At 48.7% G+C, this 14,279-nt stretch carries 15 protein-coding genes; 5 read left to right on the plus strand and 10 right to left on the minus strand.

Annotation, left to right across the window (positions count from 1 at the left end; translation table 11 throughout):
* Positions 1 to 41: 41 nt before the first annotated feature.
* The gene (locus ADU22_RS02275) at positions 42 to 479 is read right to left on the minus strand and encodes a PaaI family thioesterase (RefSeq protein WP_053360712.1); all 438 of its coding nucleotides are present in this window, start codon (positions 477 to 479) and stop codon (positions 42 to 44) included.
* A 183-nt stretch (positions 480 to 662) separates the two neighbouring features.
* On the opposite strand from ADU22_RS02275, the gene ADU22_RS02280 reads away from it, so the two are divergent.
* The 4 genes from ADU22_RS02280 (at position 663) to ADU22_RS02295 (ending at position 3,813) form a co-directional block, all read left to right on the plus strand.
* A complete protein-coding gene (locus ADU22_RS02280) occupies positions 663 to 1,010 on the plus strand; it encodes a PadR family transcriptional regulator (protein ID WP_053360713.1) in 348 nt (115 codons plus the stop codon).
* A complete protein-coding gene (locus ADU22_RS02285) occupies positions 991 to 1,629 on the plus strand; it encodes an HAAS signaling domain-containing protein (protein ID WP_053360714.1) in 639 nt (212 codons plus the stop codon). The genes ADU22_RS02280 and ADU22_RS02285 overlap by 20 nt, the downstream gene beginning before the upstream one ends.
* Positions 1,630 to 1,695: 66 nt before the next feature.
* Positions 1,696 to 3,153 (plus strand): DUF4153 domain-containing protein, encoded by a 1,458-nt coding sequence (locus tag ADU22_RS02290; RefSeq protein ID WP_053360715.1) that lies wholly within the window; start codon positions 1,696 to 1,698, stop codon positions 3,151 to 3,153.
* A gap of 141 nt (positions 3,154 to 3,294) precedes the next feature.
* Positions 3,295 to 3,813, plus strand: a complete 519-nt coding sequence (locus ADU22_RS02295; protein WP_053360716.1) for a YusW family protein — start codon at positions 3,295 to 3,297, stop codon at positions 3,811 to 3,813.
* A gap of 246 nt (positions 3,814 to 4,059) precedes the next feature.
* Here ADU22_RS02295 and ADU22_RS02300 read toward each other — a convergent pair whose 3' ends face one another.
* A complete protein-coding gene (locus ADU22_RS02300) occupies positions 4,060 to 4,932 on the minus strand; it encodes a peptidylprolyl isomerase (RefSeq protein WP_053360717.1) in 873 nt (290 codons plus the stop codon).
* 202 nt (positions 4,933 to 5,134) lie between these two features.
* Between ADU22_RS02300 and ADU22_RS02305 the strand changes: the two genes are divergently transcribed.
* On the plus strand, positions 5,135 to 5,608 hold the full coding sequence (locus ADU22_RS02305) for a C40 family peptidase (protein WP_053364437.1): 474 nt from the start codon (positions 5,135 to 5,137) through the stop codon (positions 5,606 to 5,608).
* A 159-nt stretch (positions 5,609 to 5,767) separates the two neighbouring features.
* On the opposite strand, the gene ADU22_RS02310 is transcribed toward ADU22_RS02305, so the two are convergent.
* The 8 genes from ADU22_RS02310 to ADU22_RS02345 form a co-directional block, all read right to left on the minus strand.
* Complete coding sequence (locus tag ADU22_RS02310) at positions 5,768 to 6,451, minus strand: DUF3600 domain-containing protein (RefSeq protein ID WP_053360718.1); 684 nt, start codon at positions 6,449 to 6,451, stop codon at positions 5,768 to 5,770.
* Positions 6,441 to 7,022, minus strand: a complete 582-nt coding sequence (locus tag ADU22_RS02315) for a sigma-70 family RNA polymerase sigma factor (protein WP_053360719.1) — start codon at positions 7,020 to 7,022, stop codon at positions 6,441 to 6,443. The genes ADU22_RS02310 and ADU22_RS02315 overlap by 11 nt, the downstream gene beginning before the upstream one ends.
* A 169-nt stretch (positions 7,023 to 7,191) precedes the next feature.
* Entirely contained in the window at positions 7,192 to 8,865 is a 1,674-nt protein-coding gene (locus ADU22_RS02320; RefSeq protein ID WP_156324301.1) for a DL-endopeptidase inhibitor IseA family protein, read from the minus strand.
* Positions 8,866 to 8,930: 65 nt separating this feature from the next.
* Positions 8,931 to 10,304: a sensor histidine kinase gene (locus ADU22_RS02325; RefSeq protein WP_053360721.1), complete on the minus strand. Its 1,374-nt coding sequence runs from the start codon at positions 10,302 to 10,304 to the stop codon at positions 8,931 to 8,933.
* Positions 10,301 to 11,011: a response regulator transcription factor gene (locus ADU22_RS02330; RefSeq protein WP_053360722.1), complete on the minus strand. Its 711-nt coding sequence runs from the start codon at positions 11,009 to 11,011 to the stop codon at positions 10,301 to 10,303. Before ADU22_RS02330 ends, ADU22_RS02325 begins: the two co-directional genes overlap by 4 nt.
* 85 nt (positions 11,012 to 11,096) lie before the next feature.
* The gene (locus tag ADU22_RS02335) at positions 11,097 to 11,633 is read right to left on the minus strand and encodes a sigma-70 family RNA polymerase sigma factor (protein ID WP_053360723.1); all 537 of its coding nucleotides are present in this window, start codon (positions 11,631 to 11,633) and stop codon (positions 11,097 to 11,099) included.
* A gap of 330 nt (positions 11,634 to 11,963) precedes the next feature.
* Positions 11,964 to 12,914, minus strand: coding sequence for a calcium/sodium antiporter (locus tag ADU22_RS02340; RefSeq protein WP_053360724.1), 951 nt, complete (start codon positions 12,912 to 12,914; stop codon positions 11,964 to 11,966).
* A gap of 226 nt (positions 12,915 to 13,140) precedes the next feature.
* On the minus strand, positions 13,141 to 14,154 hold the full coding sequence (locus tag ADU22_RS02345; protein ID WP_053360725.1) for a sugar kinase: 1,014 nt from the start codon (positions 14,152 to 14,154) through the stop codon (positions 13,141 to 13,143).
* Positions 14,155 to 14,279 lie beyond the last annotated feature (125 nt).

Here is a 14,279-nt window from a genome sequence, read left to right on the forward strand (position 1 = left end):
AAGAAAAGAGCCCGTCCGGGGAATGGACGGGCTCTTCTTATTTATTTCTTTTTATCATACCGGTAAAACGTGCCGGATGTCCGGCAGAGCAACGTTCCATCTTCATTTTTCACTTCTGCTTCCATGAAGGAAACCTTGTACCCGTCTTTTATGTAACGAGCGGTGGCGATCAGTTTTCCGGCTGCTGCCGCGTTAAAGTACGATGTTTTAAGTTCAAGCGACACATATGGCGCATCCTTGTGCCGGAAGTTCAAATGCCCCATCGCGCTGTCTGTGATGAACGTGAAAATGCCGCCGTGCACGATTCCCGACGGGTTATGCATAAGGTCTGTGACCGGGCATGTGATCGTGCAGGTCCTGGCTTCATCGTCATAATCGAACTGGAAATCCAGCAGCTTGAACATAAAAATACTCTCAGGCTTGATGGCATACGTGTCATACACCTGCTCCATATGAGCCATGAATTCCTGTTTATCCATTCTTTATCAGCTCCTTTTCCATGACATTCCCCTCTGCTATCATAGCATAATAGTTGGAATTTTAAGACAAATAATACATATGAGCCTTCTGAAGGTCCCTATTTTTTTCAGGAAATCCTTTACATTTACCGCCAGGCAGGATAGAATTTCTATATACCTAAAAATTCTAGGTAGGTGAAAAGAATGTTCAACCGCGAATTGGTGAAAGGCAGTACATCAATGCTCCTGCTTCAGCTGCTCGAGGAACGGGACATGTACGGCTATGAGCTGGTAAAAGAGCTGGAGAGCCGCAGTGAGAACGAGTTCTCCGTGAAGGAAGGCACGCTGTATCCTGCGCTGCACAAACTTGAAAAGCAGGAATACATCGAATGTTACTGGCAGGAGCAGGAAAAGGGTCCTGCACGGAAGTATTACAGAATTACCGCCGCCGGGAAAGAGATGCTGGTGGAAAAAGCCCGCGAATGGAATGACTTTGTTTCGGTCATGAACAAGCTGATGGGGAGAAATAAACATGGAAGAGCTGAAGGCTGAGTTTTTAAGCGAACTGGCAAAAGGCCTGGGAGAGCATCAGGAAAAACCTTCAATTTTAACTGAATATGAGGGGCACCTCGATGAGCTCCTGCTCAGCCTCCGTGATATGGAGGACAAAGCTAAGGTGCGCGGGGAGATCCATTCCCGGTTTGGCACTCCTGAAGAGATTGCCGCGATGTGGCGGGAAGAGCTTACCGTGACGCCAAGCAGGATGAAGTGGCTGTTCATTGCCGTGAATATCCTGTTCTTCGCTGGAGGCGGTGCACTGACGCTTGCCCATAACCTGCTGGACTGGAGCTGGCTCAAGTTTCTGTGGGCGGAACTGACCTCCTTTCCGATTCTGATTGCTGTAATCTATATGTTCTTTTGGGCGCTGCTTGGCTACGAAATCGGCAGGGGTTTTGGCCATAAAGGCAAAAAGCTGATGAGGCGGACGTTTATCCTGGCCCTGATTCCGAACCTGACACTGATGGCCTTGACTGTCTTCAAAATCATTCCGCATGAATGGTTCGATCCGCTGCTGAAGGAAACCTTTATCCTTCTCTGCATTGTTTTAACGCTTTTATTATATCCGGTATGTCTGGTCAGCTACCGGTGGGGAAAAAAAGCTTCAGTCTGAGCTTTTTTTTGGGTATATACCTAGATAATCTATATACATAGAATAACTTAAATGGAGGTTGTAACAATGGAAGTAAAGATGGAAAAGCAGGACTGGATGTTACTGCTGCTGTGCCTTGTGCTGGGGATTGCCGCCGAGGAAGCCTTCTTCCGCGCCCAGGTCGGAATCTCTTATCCCGTTTTCATCGCGGTGTTTTACGCACTGTTTTTCTGGCGGTTCCGGCGGTTTGCGTTTTCGCACCAGCGCTTTGGCTATCTGGTGCTGATCGCCATCTGGCTGTTGGCGGCGAGTTATTATCTTTATGATTTCAATGCCTTCCACGCCCTGAATCTGCTGGTGATCCCAGCCTTGGTGATTTTTCATCTGGCCTTGGTCACCGCTCCGCAAAAAATGGCATGGAACAACCTTGGCTTCTTTKGGTACGCCCTTATCCGGCTTGGGGAAGGCCTCCGATTCAGCCTGCTTTTCACCGGTTATTTCGGGAAACTTCTAAAGCAAGGCAGCAAGCCGAAGCAATATGATGTCTGGAAAAAGGTGCTGATTGGTGTTGGCATCTCTGTTCCCTTCCTGGTTGTCGTGCTGAACCTGCTGGTTTCGGCGGATGCCGAGTTTGAGCGGCTCTTGAACCATTTGCCCGATCTTTTGAGCTTTAACCCCGAATACGTTTTCCGACTTGGCGTTGTGCTGATTTACGCTTTTGGGTTCTTTGGTTTCATGCAGGTTTTATCGAAAAGGCCGGCGGCTGCAGGAAACAAGAAGAGCGTGCTGGAGTCCCTTACACTCGATGGGGTTATCGTGCTGACTGTGCTGGTGCTTCTGGATTTGGTGTATGTCTTGTTTGTCGGTGTGCAGTTCAAGTACTTTTTCAGCGGGACGCTCGAGGCCGGCTACACGTACGCGGAGTATGCCCGGCGCGGATTTTTTGAACTGGTGTTTGTCACGCTGATCAATCTGAGCGTCACCACGCTTGTGATTGCTTTTACGAAAAGCGTTCACGGCCTGATGAAAAAGGCCATCTCCCTCGCTTTGACCCTGCTGATGCTGTCAAGCGGCGTTCTTCTTGTTTCTGCATTCATAAGGATGGGCTTGTACGAGCAGGCCTATGGTTTCACGTTCACACGGATGCTGGTTCATTTTTTCATGGTATTTTTAATGGTCATCCTCGCCTACACGCTGGTGAAAATCTGGCTTGGGAAGCTGTCTCTGTTCCACTTTTATTTCATTGCTTCACTCATTTTTTACACCGGCATCAATATTGTGAATCTCGATAAAATCGTAGTTGACCTGAACCTTGAGCGCTACGAAAAAACCGGGAAGGTGGACATCCAGTATCTGAACAGCCTCTCCTCCACCGGAATTCTCGGACTGATTCAACTGTATGAAAAAAACCCGAATGTGCCGGGGCTGAAAGAGCTGCTGATCCAGCGGAAGAAAGATAGGCATTTTTTGAAGGAAGATGCCTGGCAGTCGGAGAACCTGATGCGGCGGGCGGCGTATGACCGACTGGGAGAGCTGGAGCTGTGATGTGGTGGATTGCGGGTGTGCGGAAAGGCATGAATGGCAGGAAGATTTTAGAATAAACTTTACATTATCTTAAAAAAATAATTGAATAAACAGCTGAAATTAGGGGATATCATTAAGAAGTCATCTAAAGGAGGCATCTGGATGAAAAAACTACCTACTATTGTTTCAACTTTATTCCTGGCAGGGACGCTTGCCGCGTGCGGGGCCAACAACGACGCCAATGACACGCCAGCTCCGCCGCAGGACAACAATAATGCAACCCAGCAGGAAAACAATAATAATAACCAGCAAGGAAACAATAATACCAGCCAGCAGGAAAACGCTAATCAAAACTCAGAAACCACTTTCAGCTTTACAAATTTCGATCTGGATGTGGATTATGGCAATCAGGAATCCTATGAAGTGGACTACGAGCTTGAAAAAGAAGAAACAGAAACAAAGCTCGAGGATGACCGCAACAACATCCAGCTGGAAGGACAGGAAGCTTTTGACCAGCTTCGCCCTCAGTTGGAAAAGCTGACATTTGACCAGAACACTTCTGATGACGAGGTCGTTTCCGAAGTGCTGAAAGCTTTCAGTCTCGGCGACGATTACCAGGAGTTTGAGCTCGAAGTCAAATTCAACGATGGAACAGAAAAAGAATATAAGCATAAAAAATAGGGGCAGGTTTGAACTGTCCCTTTTTTCATGCTGCACTGGATTGCAGCGGGTGTTCGGTATAGTGGTGGGAGTCCCCTGTCACACATTGGACACAGGTTTGGCGAATAAATTGAATAATTGATGCAATCACCCTCAGAATTGAAGCATAAATCGGAGTAATTGATGCAATTCCGGTAAAAATTAATGCAATCATGCGCACCGCATCAAAAAAACCAGCCTGGCTTCCTTTGCCAGGCTGGTTTTTGCCTAATCTAATGAGTTCTCGATCTTATAATCCTGTCTTTTTTCCGCCATCCAGGTGGAATAGCGGGCCTGGACCTCCTGGCCAAACAGGATGTCTTCGATTTGGGCTTCATGGTCTTCGTATTTGGCTTCTTTCGCGTCCTTTTTGTCAGTGACTTTGATAATGTGGTAGCCGTGCTCCGTTTTGACCGGGTCGCTGATTTCACCCGGCTTCATCGCAAAGGCCGCCTTCTCAAATTCGGCCACCATGTCTCCCTTGGTAAAGTAGCCAAGTTCCCCGCCATTTTCAGCGGAGCCGTCTGTGGAGTATTCTTTTGCCAGTTCAGAAAAATCGCCCCCGTCCGCGAGCTTTTCAGCAACTTCCTTGGCGATTGCTTCGTCCTCGACGAGGATATGGCTGGCTTCCACCTGCTCCTGCTGGTCAAAGGTCGCCTTGTTTTCTTCAAAATAGGCTTTTTTGTCTTCATTGGTAATCTCAATTTCCGGCCCAAGCAATTTTTCAATTAAAAGATAGTACTCTATATCCTGCTTCAGATTCTCCTGTGTTATGCCGCTCTGTTCGAGCGCGGCGTTAAAGGCTTTATTGCCGCCATATGAGTCAATATACACCTGGAGTTCATCGTTGATTTCCTTGTCGGAGACCTTTACCTTCTCCTTCTCGGCTTCCATTTCAATGATTTTATTATCAATCAAAAGGGACAATGTACCTTTGCCGTATGGTGTGACGAGAGCCTGGTACAGTTCATCCTTCGTGATGGATTGGCCGTCCACGCTCGCAACAGCGTCCTTATTGGAAAAAGCCAATCCGAAAATCAAGGCAGCCGACACCAGAACGACTCCCGCTAGTACAATATAAAACTTCCTGGATTTAAACATGTTATTCCCCCAATTAACTTCAGCATTCTCCAAGGATAACCCCCAAATATGAACAAATTATGAACAAGCTATTGCCTCGGTGTGAAAATCACTCCTTAACCTTTCTGTAATCATTTTTAACTTTTAGGAAACCCATTATTTTCGGGGGAGCTTTATGATGAGGTTGCAGGGAAATTTAATAATTGAGGAGTTGGGGATAGGAATGGCAGCAGTATCGGTTAGGAAGACTTCGTTTATTTTGGCTTTGGCAGCGGCAATGGCGATGTTGTTTTCATCATTGTTTGGTTTACAGGCGGAGGCGGCCCAGACAAACGGGCAGAAGGTCGCATCATATGCGCAGAAACTCATCGGTTCGCCGTATAAGTATGGCGGCACGACGCCAAAAGGCTTTGATGCTTCAGGCTTCACCCAATATGTCTATGCAAAAAGCGTAAATGCCAAATTGCCGCGCACTAGCGCCGACCAGTTTAAAAAAGGAAAAAGCGTCCAGCTGAAGGACCTGAAGCCAGGCGATCTTGTTTTTTATAAAACAAATGGAAAATCCGTCTCCTTTGTAGGCATTTATATCGGAAAGCAGCAATTCGTCGGCGCCACTTCCAAAGGAGTCAGAGTCCAGTCGATGAACCTGGCTTACTGGAAGAACAGCTATGCGGGAGCAAAGCGGATTGTAAACTAAAAAATGGGCCGGGATTCATGTGAACAAAGAATTTCTCGCTTTTCTCGCAACAGTCCTTGTTTCAGCTGTGGTGATTCACTTTCTTTTCTTTCTCATCATTGCCTACTTAGTAAGATAAAGAACCCCTCAACCAAGGTGGCTGGTTGAGGGGTTTCACACTTATTTCAGCTGTTTTTCATTTACATAATCCAAAAAATTGCGTGCTGCCTCAAAATCGGCACGGAGATGAGGAGGGATTGCATCCACTTCAAAGGGCCGGCTGGGATTTATTTCACTTTGCACAAGGATTTTTTCATAAGTCATAAGTGCCTCGATATATTGCTTATACTCACTCGCGGATAATACCTCTAGACTGGATGGCTGTCCGTTTAATGAATCGAAATACGGCTGGAGGCTGGAGATTACCTGCTCCAATTCAGCCGCTCTCTCCCTTGGCAGCGCATCATAATCAATATTCCCATAGGAATTTCCGTATTCCACTTTTGCGCTTGTCAATTGTTTCAGCAGGGGAATGAATGCATTGTACTCTTCTTTTCCAAGGTCTCCTTTAGCCTGGGCAAGCTTTGCATCCAAGCGCAGGTAGCTTTCCATTGTGGCGCTGGCAATATGCTTTTTCACCCTTTCAAATGATCCGTAAAGTTCATCTGCCAAAAAGGACTGGGAAGCAAATACACTGGCAGGAAGCAGCAAGAACAGTGCCAGCAGGCCGCCTAAGACCCGTTTTTTCATGTTCCAGCGTCTAGTCCCAATGGAACTCATGACCCTGCGTTTTACATCATACGAAGGATGAACCTTATCCGCCTTTTCCMTCAAAGCTTGAGATAGCCTGCTTTCAATATTCATATAGACCCCTCCCTCTATTCAAAAAGATGGCTGCCTTCCCATTTTCCCGCAGCTTTTTTAATGCACTGTTGATCCTTGATTTGACGGTTCCAAGTGGGATACCCAAAATTCTTGCTATCTCCTCTTGGGAATAATCATTCAGGTAACGAAGAATAATCACTTGTTTTAATTTAAAAGGCAACTTCTCCACAAGCTTTACTAATTCTTGATTTGTTATCTTCTCGACGATTGCGTCGGAGAAATCAAGTGCAAAAATTGGCGGGTTTTCTTCCGCCTTTCTCGTGATCCTCAAACTCATCCACCTTTTGCGGTGGTAGCTTTTTATTTGTACCATTGCAATTCCCATCAGCCATGGCTTGAATGGACGCTCGGTATCGAACTTTTTGAGCGACCTGTAAGTTTCGACAAAAATATCCTGCACCAGGTCATCGACATCTGCTTTGTCTTCAATCAGAAAGTGAACAGTTCTAAAGACATCTCCCACAGTTTGATCATAAATTTCACCGTATGCAGCCTGCTCTCCAGCTAAAGTCCGTTCAATCAGGCTAAGATACTCGCATTGAGTTTGCATATTTCCCCCACCCCCTTGGTTTTTATACTATATATTGGCAGGAACTTCCTTCTTCGTTCGATTTATTTTTAGGTTTTCAAATTTTGGACACCCGTTTTGCAAATAAATCGAATCATTGATGCAATTTTTAAAAACCCCTCAACCAAAGCTGGTTGAGGGGTTTTCACCATCAAAACGTGCCCGGCTCGGAAGTGATCCGCCAGCCGGCTTCGGTTTTCTGGATTTCGATTGGGACGAGCTCGTAGCTTAGGGAGCTGCCGAGCGGCACTTTTATATCGACCTTTTTCACTTCACTGTTTCCGCTCACCTGGACGACTTCGGCCTTTTCGAAGTTGGCGAGCGAGCCGCCATCGGCGTTAGGCTGTGCGAGCCGTCCTTCATGCTCAATGAACTTCATTCTTTTCACAAACGACTGAATCGAATCCGAGGTGAAGCTTTCCGACAAATAGGCAGTCAGCTTATGAATGCTGTCGAGGTCGGTCCCCATATACCGGTAATCGAGATCACTGTGGGTGAACATCTCCAGTTCGCCGTCGGGCATCTTTCCGCCGCTGACCACATACCAATATTGATCGGTTGCCTGTTTTACAAGCTTTATGATGCTGTCCTCCTCCAGGCTGCGATAGCTTGGATACACCAATCCTGGCCTGATGCTCGATACCAGCTTATCCCGGAGAGCAGCCTCTCCATCGGAAATCCTGCTATTTTCAGCACCTTCTTTTTCAACGAAGAACAGCAGCTCATCGGTCTCGGCAATCTTCTCCAGGGAGTCTTCTTCCCTTTCCATATACATATCTTTCGAGAAGACGGCAACCGTGAACAAACTTCGGTAAGGGCTGCGGGATACGGTCACCCTGTAGCTTGACTCGGGGCCATTTTCTTCTTTTACAATCAAGTCGGGAACCATCTCTTTCGGGACACTCATCGTAAAACCGGCACTGCGGACTTCATACAAAAAGTCGCTGGAATGGCCTTCAAGCTGCGCCAAAATGCTCTCCTGCAGCTCGGTGAAGGCTTCATAGGAAGGAATGACGATTTTCTGCTGCATTCCCCTCTGGATGCTCCGGTAGGCCATTTCGGGGTGTTTAGCCTTCAAATGGGCATCGGCAAGGTAATACCAGTAATAGGCAGCGTCCGGAACAGCCTCTGTGCGCCTTTCATAATATTGGACCACCCTTGGAAAGTAGGCAGGATAACGATGCTTATCAAGGATAAAGCCGTTCTTTTCCCACTTCAGCAAATCCACCTGAAACGCATCGACCACATCTTTCTTCCAGACTGCGAGCCGCGACTGGAGATCGCCTTCAAAGTCAATCACCTCCAGCTGGTGGAAATTCAGCTTTTTCAGCTGCTGAAACTTGCCATTTTGATATTGGTAGATTTCAAGGACATTGCCGGCGAGGTTGCCGACCTTCCAGCCCAGCAGCAGCTCGGGAACGCCGTCACCGGTGATATCATTGGTGCTCGCCCAGCTGATTTCATAGCCGGAGCCTTTTACGGTGAATGCTTTTTTCCAGTCCTGCCCTTTTTGCTGCAAGACGAACGCACCAACCTGGTTGTGGCTGTCCCTTGCATGATAAAGTACGACCACCTCGTCTTTTCCGTCGGCGTCAAAATCGGCCGGCAATACCGAGTCCTCGCCGATCGGGGCACTTGGCACGGAGAGCACCGTCCCTCTTGGAACATGGCTCCTGGCGAGAGCGGCAAGGTTTTCTTTGCTGCCGGCCTCTGCGCTCACCGTGCTTGGGGCCTGAATCAGGCTTGAAGGCTCAGGCAGCAATCCACAGCCGCAGAGCAGCAGGGTGCCCGCCACAAGCAAGGCTCCCCACCTGTTTTTTTTCATCAACAGCTACGCCTCCTTTCCATAAAACGCTAGGGCTGGACAATCATCCAATTTTTGAGTAAAAACTACAACGGCAGCCGGATTTCGGCCGTCGTGCCAACGCCTTCCTTGCTTGTCAGGGAAAACTGGCCGTGATGGCCCTTGACAATTTCTTCACAAATGGCCAATCCAAGCCCGGTTCCGGCGCCCTTTGATTTACCTTTATAAAACGAGTTTCTGACACTGGCCATTTCGTCCTCCGGGATGCCTTTGCCGCTGTCCGCCACCGAAATGACCGCGTCATGGGCCTCTTCCTCCAGCTTAAGGAGAATCTTTCCGCCAGGAGGCGTGAACTTCAGTGCATTATCAGCCAGGTTGATCAGCGCCTGCTTCAGCCGGTTTCCGTCTGCCTTCATCACTCCGGTTTCCGCGCTGATTTCTGCCTCCAGGTGCACTCCTTTATCCTCCGCTCTCGGCTGGAGCTGGTGGACCACTTCCTGAATGAGCAAGCCAATTTTCACATCATGGAACATAAAGCTCAGTTTTCCGCTCGATAAGCTCGATAGATCAAGCAGGTCGGTCACAAGAGCGTTCAGGCGGTCGCTTTCATTGGAAATAATCTCAAGGCCTTCCCTGTGGAACTCATCTTCTGTCAGGGAATGGAGCGTAACGGCCCAGCCCTTGATGGAGGTCAGCGGTGTCCGCAAATCATGGCTGACGGAGGCAATGAACGTATTTTTCACCTTTTCATGCTCCTGGACCTGTCCGGCCATATAATTGAGCGTTTCCGCGAGCTTGCCGATTTCATCATTCTTTTTCGTTTGGATCCTGGTCGAGAACTCACCGGAAGCCATCTGTTCCGCAGCCTGTGTGATCTGGCTGACCGGCTTCGTGATAGTGTTTGCGAGGAAAAAGCTGAGGATCGCGGCAACAATGATAACAATTCCGCCAATCGATAAAAGAATCACTGCATTTTTAAGATAGACTTCGCCCATCGGTTCGAGGGACGTAGTCAGCCGGATTGCGCCGACACTCGTCCCCCCGGACTCCAGCGGGAAAGAGACGCTCATCACCTTTTCGCCGTCAAGCTTGCTGGTAAGAAAAGCGACCGAACCGTTCAGGCTGCTCTGGACATCCTCGAAATAGAGCATGTTTCCGTTCGTGCTTTGATGCGTCTCGGCAACGATTTTTCCGTTCATGTTGATCAGCTGGACATGGGCATCCACAAGGAACCGGTATTGATATAAAAATTCCTCCGCATTTTCGGAAAAGGATCCTTCCATCAATTCCTGCTCATAAAAGGAGGCAAACATCGCCCCCTGGTCCCTGAGCGCCTGCTTGACTCCTTCCTGGTAATAATAGATAAGGGCCGAGAGAATGATGGTTTCAAAGAGAATGACGGTAAAAAGAATCAATAATAGATAGCTCCAGACCAGCCGCCGTTTTATTCCTTTCTTCATCCTTCCTGCCCGCTTTCCTGAAAGCAATAGCCTAAGCCCCAGATGGTTTTGAGGAACACAGGGCTTGACGGAGTGTCTTCAATTTTTTCTCTCAATCTGCGAATATGGACATCGACTGTTTTGACATCGCCGAAATAATCAAGCCCCCAAATCTCATCCAGAAGGTCGCCGCGGGTAATCGGCTCGTTCAGCCTTTCGAGGAACAGCCTCATCAGCTGGAATTCCCTTGCCGTCAGCTTGAGCATTTTGCCATTTTTATAGACTCGCTGGTTTTTGATTTCCAGCACAAACGGACCTGCCGCAAGCTTTGGCGGCTTTTGCGGCTGCTGCGAATCAAGATGGGCCCGGCGGAGGACCGAGCGGATGCGCGCCACAAGCTCGAGCGGGTTGAACGGCTTCACAATGTAATCGTCTGCACCAAGCTCCAGCCCCATGATTTTCTCCATATCCTGCCCCCTTGCCGACACAATGATGATCGGCAGGGCTGGATAGCGCTCCCGCAGCTGGCCGCAAATCTCGAAACCGTCCATATCGGGAAGGTTCAGATCCAGCACCACGAGCGACGGCTCCTCCTCCTGGACAAGCTTTAAAGCGGATTTCCCATTGTCCGCTTCAAGCACTATAAAATTGGACCGCTGCAAATTGAACACCATCAGCTTGCGAATCGAACTCTCATCCTCCACGACCAGCACTTTCCCATCACTCATGGCCACAACCACCTATTCTCTAGTATCCTTTTTATTTATATTTTACAACGGAGGAGGAGGAAATAGATGGAAAATAGAAATATTTTTAGCTGGCCTTTAATGGGGATTGTCCGCCTCCCCCACTCATGAAATTCTTCAGCTTCTTCAATGCCCGGTGCTGGGTGGTTTTCACCTTGCCTTCCGTCCAGTGCAGCGCTTCCGCTGTCTCGGCGATGGTCAGCTCCTGCTGATACCGCAGGATCATCACCATCCTCTGGTCGACGGTGCATTGGTTTAGCGAGCTGTAGACAAGGCGGATTTCCTCCCGCTCCTCGGCAATTTCCTCCGGCAGCGGCGAGGTGTCCTTCACCTGGTCGGTCATCTCGCCCAACACCATCATCGCCTTCCGCTTCAGACTTTGCTGCTGCCTGAAATAGTCGATCGCCACATTGCGGGCAATCGCAAACAGCCAGGTCTTTTCGCTGCTTTTCCCCTCAAACTTCCCATGCGCCTTCCAGACACGGATATATACCTCCTGGACCAGGTCCTCCGCCTGCTCCCGGCTTCGTACCATATAAAATAAAAACTGGAACAGCATCCCATGGTACTTTTCATATAATTCGTTAAACAACTTTTCTTCCATTTCCCCCACCCCAATATCAAGCTCTTTTTACCTACATCATAAATCCTCGCCAGGAAAAAAGGGTTACAAAGTTGTAACAGAATTGGCCTGATTTCGTAAAGGATGGGTACCTGGTTCGAGGAAAGCGAAGCAAGGTGCGAGGCAACCGGGGGATAGTCACAATTTGGACACAGGTTTTTCGATTAAACTGATTTCATGATGCATAAATTTCAGGAATTGAAGCATAACTCCCTATAATTGATGCAAAAAAGCAGACATTTGATGCATAAACCAAAAAACGGCCTGGCTGGGACTCTAAAAAGTCACCGCCAGGCCGTCTTTTTATAAACATCAGTTCCTTAAAATGATGAAAATCAGGTAGCCGATGTAAACGGCGGCCAAAATGATGCCTTCCACCTTGGATATCTTGAACCGGGTGCGTGAAAACACCAGCAAGACGAGGGTCAGCACAATCATGACCACCGTATCGGTGAAGATTTTCCCGTTTACGGCCAATGGAGAGATGGTCGCCGAGGCACCGAGCACAAACAGGATGTTGAAAATGTTGCTGCCAACGATATTGCCGAGTGCGATTTCGCTTGCCTTCTTCATGGCAGCGGTAATCGAGGTGATCAGCTCGGGCAGCGAGGTTCCGACCGCGACGATCGTCAATCCGACCAGCGTTTCGCTCATGCCAACCGCAAGTGCAATCTCCGTCGCATTGTCGACCACCAGGTCACCGCCGAAGATGATCGCCGCCAGCCCGCCAAGCGTGAATAAAGTGTTTTTCCCCCATGTAACGCCAGCTACGTCCTCTGCCCTCACCGGCTCACGGTTGTTTCTTGCGACTTCAAAAATATAGTACAAGAAGATGGCAAAGAACAGGAGCAGGATGATTCCTTCGGTGCGCGTGATCAGATTGGTGCCAAACCCCTGGAGCGCAACATCGCTGATCAGTACCCACAGCACCACACTGGCCAGCAGTGTAAAGGGAATTTCTTTCCGGATCGTGTCGGTTTCGACTTTTAACGGATTGATCATCGCCGTGATGCCGACAACCAGCGTGATGTTAAAGATATTGCTTCCGACGACATTACCGATGGCAACATCGCTGCTGCCCTCGAGCGCGGCAATGATGCTGACCGTCGCTTCCGGCGAACTGGTTCCGAATGCTACAATCGTCAGACCGACCAACAGCGGCGGCACCCGCATCAGCTTAGCCAGGTTGGATGCCCCTTCCACAAAATAGTCCGCACCCTTGATCAACAGTGCAAACCCAATGATTAACAGAATATACGTCACTAGTCTCTCTCCTTCGGTGTACCAGAAGTTTCCTTCCCTATGTAGAATAGCAAAATTTTACAACAAAACAAAATGATTCCACAAGTATATCTTCCCAGTTGCTTTATAGGAGAAACATTCTTAACGGAAGGAGAGCTTGTGCCAATACAGAAAGGCTGCCAGCATATCGCCGGCAGCCCAATTTTATAACCCCAAGTCGCAGAGGTGGCCGAATGCCCTTGTAAGTTTACCGAACAATTTTACCGGAAGGGCCGCTTGCAAAGGAGTCGATTTCTTCAGGTGCAAACAGATTGCAGTCGCCGTGGATGGTATGCTTCAGTACGGACGCACCCGTGGCGAAGGTGATCAGCTCATCCGATGCTTTTCCTTCAAGGATTCCGTGAAGGACCCCTGCGGCAAAGGCATCGCCGCCGCCGACTCGGTCGACGATATGGTCAATCTGGAACACCCTGGACTGGTACAATCTGCCCTTTGTGTAGAAATTCCCCTGCAGCGTGTTCGTTGAAGCGGACATCACTTCGCGGAACGTCGAGTACATCGTTTGAATGTTGGGGTACATTTCGCTGATTTTACCGTAATAGTATTCAAGCTTTTCGGCCTTCGTTAAGGCAGCATCCGCTTTTTCAATTTCCAAAAAGGAAAGCGCATCAAGCTCCCCGCATGAGCAGATATCCACATATGGAAGGAAATCTGTGAACGCGCCTGCGGCTTCCTGGTGGCTCCACAATTTTGCACGGTAATTGAAGTCGAAGCTTGTCGTGACTCCGTGCTCCTTCGCTTTTTTCAGGGAATGGAGCACCACTTCCTTCATCGGCGGCGCAAGAGCCGCGGTAATGCCGGTCACATGGAAAAGGTCTGCCTGCTTAAAAATGGCATCAAAATCGAGCTCGTCGATGGCGATCTGGGAAATGCTTGAATATTTGCGGTCGTATGTGACCTGCGCGCTTCTTGGGCCAACCCCGGATTCAAGGTAGTATGTGCCCAGGCGCTCTCCGCCCTTTAACAGAAATTGAGTCGAGACGCCGTGCGCCCTCAGATGCCTTTCGACAGCAAGGCCAAGCGGATTGTCCGGCACCTTGCTGACAAAAGAGACTTCATGCCCGAAACGGGCCAGGGAGATTCCAACATTCGCCTCCGCTCCGCCGTAATGCATTTGAATCTGGCCAGCCTGTGAGAGCCGCTCTCCTGTGCTGGTTGAGAGGCGAAGGAGGATTTCGCCAAACGTAATCACTTTTTTCATCGTCTTTAGCTCCTCTGGCATCATATATACATAGTTTTATACAGTTTGAGTATATAGAATTGCGAAAGGGTTTACAATTTATCTTTCGGAAAACTTAAACGATATTCCACAACATGGCTGGAAAG

The sequence above is a fragment of the Bacillus sp. FJAT-27251 genome (assembly GCF_001273925.1).
GTDB lineage: Bacteria > Bacillota > Bacilli > Bacillales > Cytobacillaceae > Mesobacillus_B.